This window comes from Streptomyces sp. NPDC047971 (assembly GCF_040653355.1).
Taxonomy (GTDB): domain Bacteria; phylum Actinomycetota; class Actinomycetes; order Streptomycetales; family Streptomycetaceae; genus Streptomyces.
This window is the reverse complement of the sequence record NZ_JBEZNW010000003.1, coordinates 43,452-61,005: the sequence shown is the minus strand read 5'-3', so window position 1 is coordinate 61,005 and position 17,554 is coordinate 43,452. Positions and strand designations below refer to the sequence as shown.

The 17,554-nt window shown below is 71.5% G+C and carries 18 protein-coding genes; 13 read left to right on the top strand and 5 right to left on the bottom strand.

Going from position 1 to position 17,554, the window contains the following annotated elements:
* Positions 1–19 precede the first annotated feature (19 nt).
* From AB0D99_RS04420 to AB0D99_RS04400, 5 genes are all read left to right on the top strand, one after another.
* Entirely contained in the window at positions 20–1,426 is a 1,407-nt protein-coding gene (locus AB0D99_RS04420) for a DUF6421 family protein (protein ID WP_362356791.1), read from the top strand.
* Positions 1,427–1,455: 29 nt separating this feature from the next.
* Entirely contained in the window at positions 1,456–2,214 is a 759-nt protein-coding gene (locus AB0D99_RS04415; protein ID WP_362356789.1) for an SDR family NAD(P)-dependent oxidoreductase, read from the top strand.
* Positions 2,211–3,290 carry a low specificity L-threonine aldolase gene (locus AB0D99_RS04410; protein WP_362357216.1) on the top strand — a complete coding sequence of 360 codons (1,080 nt, stop codon included), beginning with the start codon at positions 2,211–2,213 and terminating at the stop codon, positions 3,288–3,290. Before AB0D99_RS04415 ends, AB0D99_RS04410 begins: the two co-directional genes overlap by 4 nt.
* 83 nt (positions 3,291–3,373) lie before the next feature.
* Positions 3,374–3,952, top strand: a complete 579-nt coding sequence (locus AB0D99_RS04405; protein ID WP_362356787.1) for a transglutaminase domain-containing protein — start codon at positions 3,374–3,376, stop codon at positions 3,950–3,952.
* A gap of 13 nt (positions 3,953–3,965) precedes the next feature.
* Positions 3,966–4,658, top strand: a complete 693-nt coding sequence (locus tag AB0D99_RS04400; RefSeq protein WP_362356785.1) for a phenylalanine--tRNA ligase beta subunit-related protein — start codon at positions 3,966–3,968, stop codon at positions 4,656–4,658.
* A 39-nt stretch (positions 4,659–4,697) separates the two neighbouring features.
* Here AB0D99_RS04400 and AB0D99_RS04395 read toward each other — a convergent pair whose 3' ends face one another.
* Complete coding sequence (locus AB0D99_RS04395; RefSeq protein ID WP_362356783.1) at positions 4,698–5,420, bottom strand: lysophospholipid acyltransferase family protein; 723 nt, start codon at positions 5,418–5,420, stop codon at positions 4,698–4,700.
* A gap of 220 nt (positions 5,421–5,640) precedes the next feature.
* Here AB0D99_RS04395 and AB0D99_RS04390 point away from each other — a divergent pair, with 220 nt between their 5' ends.
* From AB0D99_RS04390 to AB0D99_RS04370, 5 genes are all read left to right on the top strand, one after another.
* On the top strand, positions 5,641–5,955 hold the full coding sequence (locus AB0D99_RS04390; RefSeq protein WP_362356781.1) for a thioredoxin family protein: 315 nt from the start codon (positions 5,641–5,643) through the stop codon (positions 5,953–5,955).
* 196 nt (positions 5,956–6,151) lie between these two features.
* Positions 6,152–6,667 (top strand): flavin reductase family protein, encoded by a 516-nt coding sequence (locus AB0D99_RS04385; RefSeq protein WP_362356779.1) that lies wholly within the window; start codon positions 6,152–6,154, stop codon positions 6,665–6,667.
* Between the two features lie 189 nt (positions 6,668–6,856).
* The gene (locus tag AB0D99_RS04380) at positions 6,857–7,642 is read left to right on the top strand and encodes an electron transfer flavoprotein subunit beta/FixA family protein (protein WP_362356777.1); all 786 of its coding nucleotides are present in this window, start codon (positions 6,857–6,859) and stop codon (positions 7,640–7,642) included.
* Positions 7,643–7,700: 58 nt separating this feature from the next.
* Positions 7,701–8,663, top strand: a complete 963-nt coding sequence (locus AB0D99_RS04375; RefSeq protein WP_362356775.1) for an electron transfer flavoprotein subunit alpha/FixB family protein — start codon at positions 7,701–7,703, stop codon at positions 8,661–8,663.
* 168 nt (positions 8,664–8,831) lie between these two features.
* Complete coding sequence (locus tag AB0D99_RS04370; protein ID WP_362356773.1) at positions 8,832–10,121, top strand: aldolase/citrate lyase family protein; 1,290 nt, start codon at positions 8,832–8,834, stop codon at positions 10,119–10,121.
* Between the two features lie 154 nt (positions 10,122–10,275).
* Here AB0D99_RS04370 and AB0D99_RS04365 read toward each other — a convergent pair whose 3' ends face one another.
* Complete coding sequence (locus tag AB0D99_RS04365; protein WP_362356771.1) at positions 10,276–11,310, bottom strand: LacI family DNA-binding transcriptional regulator; 1,035 nt, start codon at positions 11,308–11,310, stop codon at positions 10,276–10,278.
* Positions 11,311–11,439: 129 nt separating this feature from the next.
* On the opposite strand from AB0D99_RS04365, the gene AB0D99_RS04360 reads away from it, so the two are divergent.
* Positions 11,440–12,396, top strand: coding sequence for an ROK family protein (locus tag AB0D99_RS04360; protein WP_362356769.1), 957 nt, complete (start codon positions 11,440–11,442; stop codon positions 12,394–12,396).
* Positions 12,397–12,420: 24 nt separating this feature from the next.
* On the opposite strand, the gene AB0D99_RS04355 is transcribed toward AB0D99_RS04360, so the two are convergent.
* Complete coding sequence (locus AB0D99_RS04355) at positions 12,421–12,600, bottom strand: hypothetical protein (protein WP_362356767.1); 180 nt, start codon at positions 12,598–12,600, stop codon at positions 12,421–12,423.
* A gap of 203 nt (positions 12,601–12,803) precedes the next feature.
* On the opposite strand from AB0D99_RS04355, the gene AB0D99_RS04350 reads away from it, so the two are divergent.
* A complete protein-coding gene (locus AB0D99_RS04350) occupies positions 12,804–13,847 on the top strand; it encodes an NUDIX domain-containing protein (RefSeq protein WP_362357214.1) in 1,044 nt (347 codons plus the stop codon).
* 18 nt (positions 13,848–13,865) lie between these two features.
* Here AB0D99_RS04350 and AB0D99_RS04345 read toward each other — a convergent pair whose 3' ends face one another.
* Both AB0D99_RS04345 and AB0D99_RS04340 read right to left on the bottom strand, forming a co-directional pair.
* A complete protein-coding gene (locus AB0D99_RS04345) occupies positions 13,866–14,546 on the bottom strand; it encodes an MBL fold metallo-hydrolase (protein ID WP_362356765.1) in 681 nt (226 codons plus the stop codon).
* A gap of 69 nt (positions 14,547–14,615) precedes the next feature.
* Positions 14,616–15,980 carry a dipeptidase gene (locus tag AB0D99_RS04340; RefSeq protein WP_362356763.1) on the bottom strand — a complete coding sequence of 455 codons (1,365 nt, stop codon included), beginning with the start codon at positions 15,978–15,980 and terminating at the stop codon, positions 14,616–14,618.
* A 122-nt stretch (positions 15,981–16,102) separates the two neighbouring features.
* On the opposite strand from AB0D99_RS04340, the gene AB0D99_RS04335 reads away from it, so the two are divergent.
* Positions 16,103–17,554, top strand: coding sequence for a geranylgeranyl reductase family protein (locus AB0D99_RS04335; protein ID WP_362356761.1), 1,452 nt, complete (start codon positions 16,103–16,105; stop codon positions 17,552–17,554).

Below are 17,554 nucleotides of genomic sequence, written 5' to 3'. Positions count from 1 at the left end.
CTCCTGTGGAGGAAGTGAAATGACGGAAATTCTTGTGGCTGACGTGACCGGCGGGGGGATAGCAACCGCTGCTCCGGTGATCGAGCACCCTGCCTGGCCCGAGCTCAAGAATGCCGTGGAGGAGATCCGTCCCTGGCAGAACAAGGACGGCTCCATCGACCTCGACGCCGAGGGCGCGCCGTCCCGCGCCCTCGTCGAGGCCACCGTGGAGCGGATCGCCGCCGCGGTCGAGCAGCTCTCCCCGCTCCTCCCGCACGACGCCGCCTATCACCGCGCCCTCGTCGCCGACCTGCGCAAGTGGGCCGAGGGCGGCTTCGAGGTCCCGGACTTCCTGGACTCGCTGCTGGCCTTCCAGCCGGCCGCCGACCGCCGGGACGGGCTCCAGCACCTGGCGCTCTTCCCGATGTACACGCAGAACGGCAACCCCGACCGCAACCTCGAGGCCGTCGTGCTGCGGATGGTCTGGCCGGAGTGGCTCTCCGAGCTGGAGGCCACCCGCTACGACAACCCGCTCTTCTGCGGCATCACCTTCGAGGACTTCACCGCCGGCTACGACACCAACTCGGCCGTGCTCTTCCCCGAGACCATCGCCGTGCGCCAGGCTCCCGAGCGCTTCAGCTGGGGCGGCATCTTCTGCGACCGCGAGGCCGCCCGCTTCCGCAAGGTCACCGAGGCCGCCGTCGACATCCTCGGCATCGACCTGCCCGAGGACATCGCCGCCATGGTCGAGGACCAGAAGCGCTGCGAGTCCGCCTTCGTGCTCTGGGACATGGTCCACGACCGCACCCACAGCCACGGCGACCTGCCGTTCGACCCCTTCATGATCAAGCAGCGCCAGCCGTTCTGGATGTACGGCCTGGAGGAGCTGCGCTGCGACCTCACCGCCTTCAAGGAGGCCGTGAAGCTGGAGGGCGAGGGCAACACCCACGGCAGGGACGTGCAGTACGCCGTCCTGTTCGACCGGATGTTCCGCTTCCCCGTCACCGGTGACCGCAACCGCAACTACGACGGTCTCGGCGGCCAGCTCCTCTTCGCGTACCTCCACAAGCACGACGTCGTGCGCTGGACGGACAACACGCTCAAGATCGACTGGGACCGCGCCCCCGAGGTCACCAACCAGCTCTGCGCCGAGATCGAGAAGCTGTACCGCGAGGGCATCGACCGTCCCAAGCTCGTCCACTGGTTCAAGGCGTACGAGCTGGTCTCCACCTACCTCGCCCCGCACCCCGGGTCGAAGTGGGCCAAGGGTCCGGACGCCCTGGACCTCTCCCTCCCGCCCCGCAAGCTCGTCGACGACGTGCTTCCGGACGAGTTTCCGCTCAGCATGTTCTATGAGGCCCTGTCCAAGAAGCTGAAGGACGTGATCGCCTCCACCAAGGGCATCACCGCCGCGAACGCTTCGCGGGCCGAGCAGGCTGCCGCGTGAACCCAGTCACGGAGGAGGAGGGGACGACCATGAACGGCAACGGAAACGGCGGGCCGCTGGAGGGTGCCGTCATCGCGGTCGCGGGAGCGGCCGGTCCGGCGGGACGGGCGACGCTGATGCGCCTCGCCGAAGCCGGCGCCATCGTCGTCGCCGCCGACGCCGACCCGGCCCGGCTGGCCGAGGCGGTCGACGCGGCTCGGTACGCCCACGGCGGTGCCACGGTCGTCGGCGACACGGTCGACCTGTTCGACCTGGGCGCGGCGCGGGAGTGGGCGGACAAGACGGAGAAGGAGTTCGGCCGGATCGACGGGCTCGTGCACCTCGTCGGCGGCTGGCGCGGGAGTTCCTCCTTCGCCGAGACCGACCTCGCCGACTGGAACTTCCTGGAGAAGCTCCTCATCCGCACGGTCCAGTCCACCTCGCTCGCCTTCCGCGATGCGCTGGCGCGCAGCGACCGCGGCCGATACGTGCTGATCAGCGCCGCGGGCGCGTCGAAGCCCACGGCCGGCAACGCGGCCTACTCCGCCGCCAAGGCGGCCGCCGAGGCGTGGACGCTCGCCATGGGCGACGACTTCCGCAAGGCGGGGGGCGACGAGGGCCCCCAGGCCGCGGCTGCGATCCTGGTGGTCAAGGCACTGGTGCACGACGCGATGCGCGCCGAGCGCCCGAATGCGAAGTTCGCGGGCTTCACCGACGTCAAGGATCTGGCCGACGAGATCGTCGGCGTCTGGGACCGGCCCGCTCAGGAAGTGAATGGACAGCGTCTGTGGCTGACCCCCAAGCCGTGACCCCGGCTCTCCCCGCCAGGACCGACGCGCGTCGTCACCACGACCCGTCGGTCCGGGGCTTCGCCAGCGACAACTACGCCGGAGTCCACCCGGAAGTCCTCGCGGCCATCGCGCTCGCCAACGACGGCCACCAGGTCGCCTACGGCGAGGACGACTACACCGAGCACCTCCAGCGGATCATGCACAGCCACTTCGGCCCGAACGCGGAGGCCTTCCCGGTCTTCAACGGCACCGGCGCGAACGTCACCGCCCTGCAGGCGCTGACCGACCGCTGGGGTGCCGTGATCTGCGCCGAGTCCGCGCACATCAACGTGGACGAGGGCGGTGCCCCGGAGCGGATGGGCGGCCTCAAGCTGCTCACCGTCCCGACCCCGGACGGCAAGCTCACGCCCGAGCTGATCGACCGGCAGGCATGGGGCTGGGAGGACGAGCACCGGGCCATGCCGCAGGTCGTCTCGATCACCCAGAACACCGAACTGGGCACGGTCTACACCGTGGACGAGATCCGGGCCATCGTGGAGCACGCCCACGCCAAGGGCATGAAGGTGCACCTCGACGGAGCCCGGATAGCCAACGCCGCCGCCTCCCTGAACGTGCCGATGCGCGCCTTCACCAACGCGGTCGGCGTGGACGTCATCTCCTACGGCGGCACCAAGAACGGCATGATGTTCGGCGAGGCCGTGGTCGTCCTCAACCCGGACGCGGTCAGCCACATGAAGCATCTGCGCAAGCTGTCCATGCAGCTCGCGTCCAAGATGCGCTTCGTCTCCGTCCAGTTGGAGGCGCTGCTCGCCAAGGACCTGTGGCTGCGCAACGCCTCGCACGCCAACGCGATGGCGCAGCGTCTCGCGGCCGGCGTACGGCAGGTGGACGGGGTGGAGATCCTCTACCCGGTCCAGGCCAACGCGGTCTTCGCACGGCTGCCGCACGAGGTGAGCACCCGGCTGCAGAAGCGTTTCCGCTTCTACTTCTGGGACGAGGCCGCCGGTGACGTGCGCTGGATGTGCTCCTTCGACACCACGGAGGACGACGTCGACGCCTTCCTCCAGGCGCTGAAGGAGGAGATGGCGCGATAGCGCCGTTCTCCAGTAGGCATAAGTATGCGATCGGCCGGAAAGTCATTGACTTCCGGCCGGTCGTCTTTCTAGGGTCCCGGGATATGGAGCTGATCCAGCAGGACCCCGAACTGGCCGCATACCTCGCCGCGGACGAGGTGATCGACCACGAGCATCCCGTCGTGCGCGAGACGGCCGCCGCGCTGCGCGCCCTGCATCCTGACGTATACGCATACGCCAGGGCGGCCTTCGCGTACGTACGGGACGAGATCCCGCACTCGAGCGACACCGGCGACCTCCGCGTCACCTGGCGCGCCTCCGACGTCCTCGCCCGGCGCACCGGGATCTGCCACGCCAAGGCGCACGCGCTCGCCGCGCTGCTGCGCGCGGAGTCGATCCCGACGGCGCTCTGCTACCAGAAGTTCGAGGTGCTGCACGGGCTGGTCGCGGTCCGGCTGCCCGGTGAGGATGTCTGGCACCGACAGGATCCCCGCGGCGGTGAACCGGGACGGGAGGCCGAGTTCTCCCTGGAAGGGGAACGGCTGGCCTTCCTGCCTGATCCCGAGTTCAATGAAATGGACTACCCGGTGCTGTACGCTGCACCACATGCGGGGGTTCTGAGCGCCATGCGGTCGGCGCGGGACAGTCCCGAACTCTTGCGGATCCTTCCGACCGACCTCTGACGCAAGGACGACGATGCCCCTCACCCTGACAGTCTCCGACGAGGTGCGCACCCTCGTGCCCGGCTTCACCCATCTCGCGGTCGAGGCCCACGGACTCGTCAACGGCCCCAGCGACGAGGTCAGTTCGGTGCTGCTCGACGACGCGGCCCGACGTCTCGCCGAGCGGCTCGACGGGCAGGCGCCGGACAAGGACCCGCACGTCGCCGCCTGGCGCGCGGCGTACTCCGCCTTCGGCGCCAAGCCCAGCCGTACCCGGAACTCCGCGGAGGCCCTGGCCAAGCGCGCCCTCGCGGACGGCGGACTGCCCAGGATCAACCGGCTCGTCGACGCCTACAACGCGATCAGCGTCGCGCACCTGATCCCCGTCGGCGGCGAGGACCTCGACAAGATCCAGGGCGAGATGCGGCTCGTGCGCGCCACCGGTGACGAGGCGTTCGTGACCACGGCGGGCGGCGAGGAGACCGTGGAGCACCCCGAGCCGGGCGAGGTCGTCTGGTGCGACGAGGCGGGCGTCACCTGCCGGCGCTGGAACTGGCGCCAGGGGCCGCGCACCCGCATCGACGACGACACGGTCAACGCGGTCTTCCTGCTGGAGTCGCTGACCCCCATGACGCGCGAGGAGCTGATCGCCGCGGGCGACGAGCTCGCCGATTCCCTCGGAAAGCTGAACCCCGGGGCGCGGATCACCGTCCGCGACCCGGAGTGACGCCGCGGGCGGTGGCCTTCCGGCCGCTCGGCCCGCCGGTCAGCCGGCGTCCTTGACCTCGGCCGGGGTGGGAGCCGTACCCCCGAGGTGCGCGGGCACCCACCAGGTGTCGCTCGCGTCCTTGGGGCGTACCGGATAGGCGCGCTGCGCGGCCTCCAGGAGCTCCTGGCAGCGCTCGCGCAGCCGCCGGGTGATCGCGCCCGCGTACTGGTCCGTGGGAGCCTCCACCGGCTCGCCCACCCGGATCGTGACCGGGATGTGGCTGCGCTTGAAGTTCCGGGGCCGGCCCTTGGTCCAGATGCGCTGGGTACCCCAGAGCGCCATCGGGATCAGCGGGACCCCGGCCTCCTGGGCGAGCCGCGCCGCACCCGACTTGAAGCTCTTGAGCGTGAAGGACTGCGAGATGGTCGCCTCGGGGAAGACGCCGACGATCTCCCCGGCCTTGAGCGACTCCAGGGCGTGCTTGTAGGCGTGCTCGCCCTGGGAGCGGTCCACCGGGATGTGCTTCATGCCGCGCATCAGGGGGCCCGACACCTTGTGCCGGAACACCGACTCCTTGGCCATGAAGCGCACCAGCCGCTTCTGCGGCAGCGCGGCCAGGCCCGTGAAGATGAAGTCCAGATAGCTGATGTGGTTGCTGACGAGCACCGCCCCGCCCGTGCGCGGGATGTTCTCGGAACCCTGCGTGTCGATCTTCAGGTCCAGCGCCTTGAACAAGGTGAGCGCGGCGCCGACGACCGGCCGATACACGAGTTCTGCCATCTGAGAGGAACCCCTTCTTCTGTTCCTGGGGAGGGTTCTCCCGGCGGAAGTTACGCGGCCGTAGGTTTTCGGCTTTGGGCAGATCGTGCCCCATGTGGGCCGTGGTGACCAGCCCTGACGGCTTCGTACAGGGAGATTCTCGTCACTCCCGGTGGTTGTGGCGGGAATCGAACGGTGCCGTGGAACGCTGCACAGGACGTCGAAAGGCAGGGAGCGGAACATGACGGAGCAGTCGCTGGGCGCGGACCGGCTCGGGGTCGAACTGGGGGAGCGGGCCACCCTCGTGCAGTTCTCCACGGCCTTCTGCCAGCCCTGCCGCGCCACCCGGCGGACCCTGTCCGAGGTGGCGGAGATGGTCGAGGGCGTGGGGCATGTGGAGATCGACGCCGAGGAGCGGCTGGACCTCGTCCGCGAGATGGGGATCGAGCGGACCCCGACCGTGCTCGTCCTCGACCGCGCCGGACGCATCGTCGTCAGGGCGTCCGGGCAGCCCCGCCGCGCGGACGTCATCGCCGCGCTGGGGCGCGCGGTCTGACGCGGTGACACTTCTCCCACATCCCGGTACCCACTTGACTGCACCCGGCAACGATCGTCAGGCTGGCGACGTGCCTGCAGAAATCCTTCTCCACGGCCGGGCCCATGTGGACCTGGCCCGCAACGCGAGCGCGCGCTGTCCGGGCGCCTGAGAAGCCACGGACCCCCTCACGATGCCCTCGCAGAAGGACAACTCCATGACGATCTCGCCCGAGCTCCGCACCATAGGCGCCCCTCGGACGGCCTCTCCCGACCTCCTCCGTTCCGTCTTCCGGCAGCACGCGGCCGGTGTCGCGGTCATCACCGCCCAGGGGGAACGCCCCGTCGGTTTCACCGCCACCTCCCTCAACTCCGTGGCCGCGGAGCCTCCGCTGATCTCCTTCGGCGTGGGCACCGCCTCCTCCAGCTGGCCCGTCCTCTCGGAGACGGAGCACATCGGCGTCCACATACTCGGCGAGCACCAGCAGGAGCTGGCCGGCACCTTCGCCCGCAGCGGCGCCGACCGCTTCGGCGGTCCGACGCGCTGGAGCGTGGGGCCCGAGGGCGTCCCGATCCTGGACGACGTCCTGGCCTGGCTGGTCTGCCGGGTGGTGGCGCGGGTCCCGGCCGGGGATCATCGGATCGTGATAGCCGAGGTCGTGGCCGGGGACCCGAGCGGGGTGGGCAGGCCGCTCCTCTACCACCAGGGACGCTTCAACGCTCTGCGTGACTGAGGGTTCCCTAACCTGAGCGTTGGCAAGGTCACATGCCTGAGCGCTTGCTCACTGGTAACGGACTGGGTGTACTGGCGAGTAATATTTTGGTCGGGGCGGAGGACGCCCCGACCGGAAACCCGCCCTTCAGGCGCCTATGCTGCGAGCAACAAGGCAGCCCCGTTATGACGATGCAGTAGGAGAGCCGGCGTGAGCTTGAGGATCGTTGTCTGTGTGAAGTACGTGCCCGACGCCACTGGCGACCGGCACTTCGCCGATGACCTGACCGTCGACCGCGACGACGTCGACGGCCTGCTGTCGGAGCTCGACGAGTACGCGGTCGAGCAGGCGCTGCAGATCGCCGAGGAGGCCGACGACGCCGAGGTCACCGTCCTCACCGTCGGTCCCGAGGACGCCAAGGACGCGCTGCGCAAGGCGCTGTCGATGGGCGCCGACAAGGCCGTCCACGTCGAGGACGACGATCTGCACGGCACCGACGTCATGGGCACCTCGCTCGTGCTCGCCAAGGCCATCGAGAAGACCGGCTACGACGTCGTCATCGCCGGTATGGCCTCCACCGACGGCACCATGGGTGTCCTCCCGGCGATCCTCGCCGAGCGTCTGGGCGTCCCGCAGGTCACGCTGCTCTCCGAGGTCTCCATCGAGGACGGCGTCGTCAAGGGCCGTCGCGACGGTGACACCGCGTCGGAGCAGCTGGAGGCCGCGCTTCCGGCCGTCGTGTCGGTGACGGACCAGTCGGGCGAGGCCCGCTACCCGTCCTTCAAGGGCATCATGGCCGCCAAGAAGAAGCCGGTGGAGTCCCTGGACCTCGACGACCTCGACATCGAGGCCGACGAGGTGGGCCTGGAGGGCGCGTGGACCGCGGTCGACTCCGCCGCCGAGCGCCCCGCGCGCACCGCGGGCACGATCGTCAAGGACGAGGGCGAGGGCGGCAAGCAGCTGGCCGAGTTCCTCGCGAGCCAGAAGTTCATCTAAGCGCTCGCGCGAGCCGCTGAAGTCCGCCCCCTTTTCGTTCGCAGGAGATTGAATCCCCATGGCTGAGATTCTCGTCTACGTCGACCACGTCGACGGAGCCGTCCGCAAGCCCACCCTGGAGCTGCTGACGCTGGCCCGCCGCATCGGCGAGCCCGTCGCCGTCGCGCTGGGCAACGGCGCCGCCGACACCGCCGCCACGCTCGCCGAGCACGGCGCGGTCAAGGTCCTCACGGCCGACGCCCCCGAGTTCGCCGACTACCTCGTCGTCCCGAAGGTCGACGCGCTCCAGGCCGCGCATGAGGCTGTCTCCCCGGCCGCCGTGCTCGTCCCGTCCTCCGCCGAGGGCAAGGAGATCGCGGCCCGCCTCGCGGTCCGCATCGGCTCCGGCATCATCACCGACGCCGTCGACCTGGAGGCCGGTGACGAGGGTCCGGTCGCGACGCAGTCCGCGTTCGCCGCCTCCTTCACCACCAAGTCCCGTGTCTCCAAGGGCACCCCGGTCATCACGGTCAAGCCGAACTCGGCCCCGGTCGAGGCCGCCCCGGCCGCCGGCACCGTCGAGGCCCTCGCGGTCACCTTCGGCGCGCTGGCCACCGGCACCAAGGTCACCGCGCGCACCCCGCGTGAGTCGACCGGCCGTCCGGAGCTGACCGAGGCCGCGATCGTGGTCTCCGGTGGCCGTGGCGTCAACGGCGCCGAGAACTTCGCGGTCATCGAGGCGCTCGCCGACTCCCTCGGTGCCGCCGTCGGCGCCTCCCGCGCCGCGGTGGACGCCGGCTGGTACCCGCACTCCAACCAGGTCGGCCAGACCGGCAAGTCGGTCTCGCCGCAGCTGTACATCGCCTCCGGCATCTCCGGTGCGATCCAGCACCGCGCGGGTATGCAGACCTCGAAGACCATCGTCGCGATCAACAAGGACGCCGAGGCCCCGATCTTCGACCTCGTCGACTACGGCGTCGTGGGCGACCTCTTCGACGTCGTCCCGCAGCTGACCGAGGAGGTCAAGTCCCGCAAGGGCTGACCTTCGCAGGGCTTGACCTGCGCATCTGTACGGTCCGGGGGCCGCGTGGTGATCATCGCCGCGCGGCCCCCGGCCGTTTCGGACAGCCATTGACGCAGGTCCCGGCGGACTACTAACTTCGCTATACGGATTGTTGATTCCGTGAAGCGGAAAATAGGAGGATGTGGGATGGGTCAGCAGGAGAAGGTGTCGACGAGCCTCGCCGGAGCGGTCAGCGAGGGCATCAGCGCCTCCCTCGCAGCGGTGGACGCCGAGCTCGACCGGCGCTACCCCGGTGACCCGGGCACCCGCCAGCCCGTCCACACCGTCTACGTACCCGGCAACGTCTTCGACGCCGGAACGATCCGCTCCTGGGGCGACCAGGCCCTCGCGGCCCTCGACCAGCACGCCCCCGACGCGGACTCCTTCGCCGCCGTCCTCGGCCTCTCCGACGACCTCGCCGCGGACGTCTACGGCCGCGTACGGGCCAAGCTGGAGCGCGAGCCCATCGAGGACCTCCGCGTCGACTTCGAGGACGGCTACGCGGGCCAGGACGAGGACCACGACGCCGCCCGCGCGGCCCGGCTGATCTCGGAGGCGTACGAGAACGGCACGGCGGCGCCGTACATGGGCGTCCGGATGAAGTGCATGGAGGCCGCCGTCCGCGACCGCGGCATCCGCACCACCGACATCTTCCTGACCGGTCTCGTCGAGAACGGCGGCCTGCCCGACGGCCTCGTCCTCACCCTCCCGAAGGTCACCTACCCCGAGCAGGTCTCCGCCTTCGTCCGCCTCCTCGAAGCCTTCGAGAAGACCCACGGCCTGGACGCCGGCCGCCTCGGCTTCGAGATCCAGATCGAGACCAGCCAGTCCATCCTCGCCACCGACGGGACCGCCGCCGTCGCCCGCATGATCGGCGCCGCCGAGGGCCGGGCCACCGGACTGCACTACGGCACCTTCGACTACAGCGCCTGCCTGGGCGTCTCCGCCGCCTACCAGGCCAGCGACCATCCGGCGGCCGACCACGCCAAGGCGATCATGCAGGTCGCCGCCGCCGGCACGGGCGTACGGGTCTCCGACGGCTCCACCAACGTCCTCCCGGTCGGCTCCACCGAGCACGTCCACGAGGCATGGCGCCTGCACTACGGCCTCACGCGCCGCGCGCTCGCCCGCGCCTACTACCAGGGCTGGGACATGCACCCGGGCCACATCCCCACCCGCTACGCCGCGGTCTTCGCCTTCTACCGCGAGGGCTTCGAGGCCGCCGCCAAGCGCCTGTCCGCCTACGCCAACCACGCGGGCGGCGACGTCATGGACGAGCCCGCCACCGCCAAGGCCCTCAGCTCCTACCTGCTGCGCGGCATCGACTGCGGCGCGCTCGACACCGCCGAGGTCGACGCCCTCACCGGCCTGACCCGGGCGGACCTCGACCGCTTCGCCGCCCCGCGCCGAGGCGACCTCACGGCCACGGCGCAGTAACCACCGGCACGAATAACCCGCCCCGCCCTCCGCGCGTGCCTCACGCGACGGAGAGCGGGGCGTCGGCGTGCGCGGTGGGCCCGGGAGGGAGGGCGGCCGGCCGTCACCGGGCGGGGCGCCGGTGACGGTTCGTCGGTACGGGACCCGCGGGCCGTTACGCGGACGGCGGCGGGATCTCGCCGGAGCCGCGCGCGATCAGCCGGGTCTCCAGAACCACTTGGGCGGGCGCGTCGTCGAAACCGTCCAGACGGCGGAAGAGCCGCTCCGCCGCCGTGCGGCCCAGCGCCGCCGCGTCCTGGGCGATGACGGTGATCCCGAGCAGGTCGGCGAGCTCGATGTCGTCGAAACCGACCAGGGCGACGGGCCGTTCGCGGCCCGCGAGGGCCCGGACGGCGGTGACGGTCACCCGGTTGTTGCCCGCGAAGAGCGCGGTGACCGGCTCCGGCCCCGACACCATGGCCGTGACCGCCTCCCGCACCCGGTCCGGGTCCGTCGGGCCCAGGGACACCCAGGACTCCTCGACGCCCAGACCCGCGTCCTCCATCGCCGCGCGGTAGCCGCGCAGACGCTCGGTCGCGGTGTGGATGCGGGGCTGGTCGCCGACGAAGCCGATCCGGCGGTGACCGTGCGCGATCAGGTGGGCGACCCCGGCGCGAGCCCCTCCGAAGCTGTCCGACAGGACGGCGTCGGCCTCGATCCGGCCGGCGGGGCGGTCCACGAAGACGGTGGCGACGCCGGCCTTGATCTCCGGTTCCAGATAGCGGTGGTCCGTGCCCGCGGGGATCACGATCAACCCGTCGACACGCCTGGCGCACAGCGCGAGGGCGAGCTCCTGCTCCCGGTCCGGGTCCTCCGCGCTGGAGCCGTTGATGAGCAGGGCCCCGTGGGCGCGGGCCACCTCCTCCACGGCGCGGCTGAGGGGGCCGTAGAACGGGTCGGCGAGGTCCTCGAGGACGAGGCCCACGGAGGCGGTGCGGCCCTTGCGGAGCACGCGGGCGCTGTCGTTGCGCCGGAAGCCGAGCGAGTCGATGGCCTCCTGGACCCGGCGCTCGGTGTCCGGGGTGACGCCCGGTTCGCCGTTGACGACCCGTGAGACCGTCTTCAGTCCGACACCGGCGCGGGCGGCCACGTCCTTCATCGTGGGCCGATTGCCGTAACGGTGTTCGGGGCGGCGGGCGGTGTCGGCCACGGTGCGCGGATCTCCTCTGTCTCGTCTCTGTCTCGTCCGAGCATAGGGCCTGGACAACGTTGTCATACCGAGGGAGACTGTAGGTCGCAGCGATCGACCGTTCCCGTGCCTTCTGGAGACACCGCGCAGATGCAGAATGACCTCGTCGTCGCCCTGGACTTCGGTGGCACCAAGATCGCCGGCGCGCTGGTGGACGGCGACGGCGCCATCCTCGTACGGGCTCAGCGGCCCACCCCCGCGCAGGAGGACGGCGAGACGGTGATGCGTGCCGTCGAGGCGGTGCTCGCCGACCTGGCGGCCTCGCCGCTCTGGGAGTCGGCGCACGCGGTGGGCATCGGCAGCGCCGGGCCGGTGGACGCCTCGGCGGGCACCGTCAGCCCCGTGAACGTGCCCGGCTGGCGCGGCTTCCCGCTCGTCGAGCGGGTCCACAAGGTGACCGGGGGCCGGCCGGTCACGCTGGTCGGCGACGGTGTCGCCATGACGGCCGCCGAGCACTGGCAGGGTGCGGCACGCGGCCATGACAACGCGCTGTGCCTGGTCGTCTCGACCGGTGTGGGCGGCGGTCTGGTGCTCGACGGTCGCGTCCACCCCGGTCCCACCGGCAACGCGGGCCACATCGGCCACATCAGCGTGGACCTGGACGGCGACCCGTGCGCCTGCGGCGGGCGCGGCTGTGTCGAGCGGATCGCCAGCGGGCCGCACATCGCGCGTCGCGCGCTGGACGGCGGCTGGCGGCCGGGCCCCGACGGCGACACCTCGGCCGCGGCGGTCGCGGCCGCCGCCCGGGCCGGGGACCCGGTCGCCGTGGCCTCCTTCGAGCGCGCCGCGCAGGCGCTCGCCGCGGGCATCGCCGCCACCGCGACCCTCGTCGAGATCGACATCGCCGTCGTGGGCGGGGGAGTGGCGGGCGCGGGTGACGTGCTGTTCGACCCGCTCCGGCGCAGCCTGCACGCCTACGCCACGCTGTCGTTCGTCCGCGACCTCGTCGTCGTCCCGGCGCTCACCGGCACGGACGCGGGCCTCCTCGGAGCCGCGGCCGCCGCGGGCCCCCGCGTCCCGGAAGGCGCGGCCCGGGCGGGGCGCTGACGGCGCGTCACCGGCCCGGCGGGGTCAACCGCCCACCGGCTCCGGCCTCCTCTGCTCCACGATCACCAGGAACGCGTCCGACTCCAGGTCCATCACGACCTCCGCCGGGAGCCCTTCGTCCCGGCGGGCCCTGGCGAACTCCTCGGCGGGCCAGCTGCCCCGTGGGCCTCCCGCGGGAAACCACTGCAATACCGTACGGCTCATCTCCGCACCCCCTTGCCTCGCCGGTCCAACGACGCCCCGTCCCGAAGTGTTACGCACCGGCCCGTACGCGCGTTCGTCGAGTGAGGCGTCTCACAGCCGCCCACTCACCCCTCTCCACGTCGACCCGGCGCCCACGGTTCCGCCCGGGGGTTTCCGTGGCAGGGTGTTGCGGGCAAGCCACTGTGGGCTATCGAAGAGGGGGAATCGTGATCGTCTGGATCAACGGGACGTTCGGTGCGGGGAAGTCCACCACCGCGCGCGAGCTGGTCGATCTGATCCCGCACAGCACGCTGTACGACCCCGAGGTCATCGGCTCCGCGATGCACCGGCTGCTGCCCGAGAAGCGGCTCGACGAGGTCGACGACTACCAGGACCTGCCGATCTGGCGCCGGCTGGTCGTGGACACCGCCGCGGCCCTGCTCGCCGAGGTCGGCGGCGTGCTGGTCGTCCCCATGACCCTGCTGCGCCAGGAGTACCGGGACGAGATCTTCGGGGGACTCGCCGCCCGGCGCATCCAGGTCCGGCACGTCCTGGTCGCCCCCGATGAAACGATCCTGCGCGCCCGGATCAAGAGCCGTACGCCCGATGACTCGGACCCCCTGGCGCTGGAGCGCGTACGCCAGTGGTCCCTCGACCACATCGAGCCCTACCGCACCGCCCTGCACGACTGGCTGGCCGCCGACGCGCACGTCGTCGACACCTCCTCCCTCACCCCGGGCGAGGCGGCCACGCGCATCGCCGAGGCCGTCGCCTCCGGCGAGGCCGCCCCCTGCGGCATCGTCCAGACCCCCGAACCCAGCGGCGAGACGCTCGCCGCCGGCGTCCTCCTCTTCGACGAGGAGGACCGCTTCCTGCTCGTCGACCCCACCTACAAGCCGGGCTGGGAGTTCCCCGGCGGCGTCGTCGAGCCCGGCGAACCACCCGCGCGGGCCGGGATGCGCGAGGTCGCCGAGGAGATAGGGGTCGAACTCGACGCCGTACCCCGGCTGTTGCTCGTGGACTGGGAACGCCCCCAGCCGCCGGGGTACGGCGGCCTGCGCCTGCTCTTCGACGGCGGCCGGCTGCCGGCCGCCGACGCGGACCGGCTCCTCCTGCCCGGCGCCGAACTCCGCGGCTGGCGCTTCGTCACCGAGGAGGAGGCGGCCGACATGCTGCCCCCGGTCCGCTACCGCCGCCTCCGCTGGGCCCTGCGCGCCCGCGAACGCGGGACCGTGCTCAACCTGGAGGCCGGCGTGCCGGTCGGCTGACGGCGGGACGCCGACGGGTCACGCGACCGCCTCGGCCAGCAGACGGGCGGTGTCCGTCGTCACCGGGTCCCCGTGCCCACAGCACAGGACCGACGGCTTCAACTCCGCCAGACGCCGCATCGATTCCATGGCGCGCCCGCGGTCCACATGGAACACCCCGAGCATCACGCCTCCCACCGACGCCACCGTGTCGCCGGTGAACAGGACGCCGTGCTCCGGAAGGTGGACCGCGATCGAGCCGGGCGTGTGACCGGGCGTGTGCACCACCACGGCCCCGCCCCCGAAGCCCAGCGCGTCCCCGTCCTCCACCTCCCGGTCGACCCGGGTCGGCGGAGCGACGGGGACGGTCAGACCGTTCTCGTGCAGCGGGACCTCCCAGTCGAGCAGGTCGGGCTCGGGGACCGGGGCCTCGCCCCGGATCACCGGGGCGTCGAGACGGTGCGCGACGATCTCGGCGCCCCACCGGTCGGCGAGGTCCTGGGCCGAACCGACGTGGTCACGGTGGCAGTGGGTGAGCACGATCCGGCGCAGCGAGGCCGGATCGAGCCCCGCACCCCGGATCGCCGACTCGATCTCCGGAGCCGAGCCCACCCAGCCGGCGTCGATCAGGGTCGACTCCTCGTCGTCCCGCCACAGATAGGCCTGGCCGATCGAGAAGTGCAGCATGTGCAGTCGGGGCGCGATCTCGATGAAGTCCATACGGCGAACCTACGTATCGACGCAGGTCCGCCGTGGGCCTCTACGCTCTCGGCGAGCTTCGCCGAACGCTTAACCCTGCTTCGAACGGGCGTAGTTGAGGAGGAAGTGCGCCTCGGCCACCGACAGGCGCTCCAGCTCCTCGGGCGACACCGACTCGTTCACCGCGTGGATCTGCGCCTCCGGCTCGCTCAGGCCGATCAGCAGGATCTCCGCCTCGGGGTAGAGCGAGGCGAGCGTGTTGCACAGCGGGATCGAGCCGCCCATGCCGGAGGTCTGCATCTCCTGCCCGGGGTACGCGATCCGCATCGCCTCCGCCATCGAGACGTACGCCGGGCTGGAGACGTCCGCCCGGAACGCCTGGCCCTGGCCGACCTGCTCGAAGGAGACCCGGGCGTTCCACGGCACGCGCTTCTCGATGTGCGCGTACAGCAGCTTCGTCGCCTCGGCGGCGTCCTGGCCCGGCGGCACCCGCAGGCTGATCTGCGCCCGCGCCGTCGACGGGATCGACGGCGTCGCGCCCGCCACCGGGTGGCAGTCGATACCGATGACCGTCACGGCCGGACGCGCCCAGAGCCGGTCCGCGACCGTGCCGTCACCCGGCAGACCGACGCCCGCCAGGACCTTCGCGTCCGCGCGGAAGTCGTCCTCCGGGTACTGCAGGCCCTCCCACACCGCGTCGGCCGGCAGGCCGTCGATGACCGTCGAGCCGTCCTCGGCGCGCAGCGTGTCCAGGACCCGGATGAGCGCGGCCAGCGCGTCGGGCGCCGCGCCGCCGAACATGCCGGAGTGCAGGTTGCCTTCGAGGGTGTCGATCTGGACCCGGATCATCGTCATGCCGCGCAGCGTCGCGGTGACCGTCGGCAGACCCAGCCGGAAGTTGCCGGTGTCGCCGATCACGATGGCGTCGGAGGCGAGGAGTTCGGGGTGCGCCTCGGCGTACCGCTCCAGACCGCCCGTGCCCTGCTCCTCCGAACCCTCCACGATCATCTTGACCGTGACCGGGACGCCCCCGTTCGCCTTCAGGGCGCGCAGCGCCAGCAGGTGCATGATGAAGCCGCCCTTGCAGTCGGCCGCGCCGCGCCCGTACCAGCGGCCGTCGCGCTCCGTCAGCTCGAACGGCGGGGTGACCCACGCCGACTCGTCGAGCTTGGGCTGCACGTCGTAGTGCGCGTAGAGCAGGACCGTCGGGGCGCCGACGGGGCCGGGCAGCACGCCGTACACCGACTGCGAACCGTCCGGCGTGTCGAGCAGCGCCACATCCTGGAACGCCTCCGCGCGCAGCGCGTCCGCCACCCAGTTCGCGGCCGCCTCGCACTCGCTGCGGGGGGCCACCGCCTCGTCCGCCACCGACTCGAAGGCCACGAGTTCCGCGAGCTCCGCCTTGGCGCGGGGCATCAGCTCGGCGACGGTCTCGGCGATCGGATTGGCGGTCATGGGCACGCTCCTGGTGGGTGCGACGTTGTAAGGACGTCGCCGTATGTCGGTTGTACGGCGAACGTATGGCCGATCCTACGGCTCCGGGTCCTGACTACCGGGCCGTAGGATGCCGCAAGAGCATGGACCGTCGGTGGGATCAGGAGCAGAAGCACATCGTGAGCAGCGAGAACGCAGACGCCGAAGAGGTACGCGCGGGAGAGTCGCGGGACGCGACCGTCTGGGACGTGGTGGTCGTCGGGGCCGGACCGGCCGGTGCGTCGGCGGCCTACGCGGCCGCGGTCGCCGGCCGCCGCGTGCTCCTCCTGGAGAAGGCGGAACTGCCCCGGTACAAGACCTGCGGCGGCGGCATCATCGGACCGTCGCGGGACGCGCTGCCGCCCGGTTTCGAACTGCCGCTCCAGGACCGGGTGCATGCCGTCACCTTCTCCAACAACGGCCGCTTCGCCCGTACGCGCCGCTCCCGCCGGATGCTCTTCGGCCTCATCAACCGGCCCGAGTTCGACGCCGGCCTCGTCGAGCAGGCGCAGAAGGCGGGCGCCGAACTCCGTACGGGCGCCACCGTCTCCCGCGTCGAGCAGCACGGTCCGGCGGTGCCCGACCGGCGGACCGTCGCCGTGGTCCTGGCCGACGGCGAGACGCTCCTGGCCCGGTCGGTCGTCGGAGCGGACGGCAGCGCCGGTCGCATAGGAGCCCATGTCGGCGTCAAGCTCGACCAGGTGGACCTGGGGCTGGAGGCGGAGATCCCGGTGCCGCCTTCGGTGGCCGAGGACTGGAAGGGGCGCGTCCTCATCGACTGGGGGCCGATGCCCGGCAGCTACGGCTGGGTCTTCCCCAAGGGCGACACGCTCACCGTCGGCGTCATCTCGGCGCGGGGCGAGGGCGCGGCCACCAAGCGCTATCTGGAGGACTTCATCGCCCGGCTCGGGCTCGCGGGCTTCGAACCGGCGATCTCCTCGGGCCATCTGACGCGCTGCCGCAGTGACGACTCGCCGCTGTCGCGCGGCCGGGTCCTCGTCTGTGGTGACGCGGCCGGTCTCCTGGAGCCGTGGACGCGTGAGGGCATCTCCTTCGCCCTGCGCTCGGGCCGGCTCGCGGGGGAGTGGGCGGTACGGATCGCGGAGTCGCACGACGCGGTCGACGCGCGCCGCCAGGCGCTGAACTACGCGTTCGCGATCAAGGCCGGTCTGGGTGTGGAGATGGCGGTCGGGCGGCGCATGCTCGCCCTCTTCGAGCGCAGCCCCGGCCTGCTGCATGCGACGATCACGGGCCTGCGTCCCGCCTGGAACGCCTTCACGGACATCACCCGCGGCTCGACCACGCTGGCGGGTCTGGTCCGCTCGAACGGCATCGCGCGGCGGGCGCTGGACATCCTGGACCGGCGGCTGGACACCGGTGCGGGTACTCCGCGCCGTGGTGTCACGGAGCCTGCCGTCGCCGCAGGACCGGTCGACCGTGCCGAGGGTGCCTCGGACCCGTCGGGCGAGGACGGCGCCGAGGGTGCCTCGGGCGCGACCGGCGTGTCGAAGGGTGCGGGGGAGACCGGGCACGCGGGTGACGCCGAGGCGTCGTGA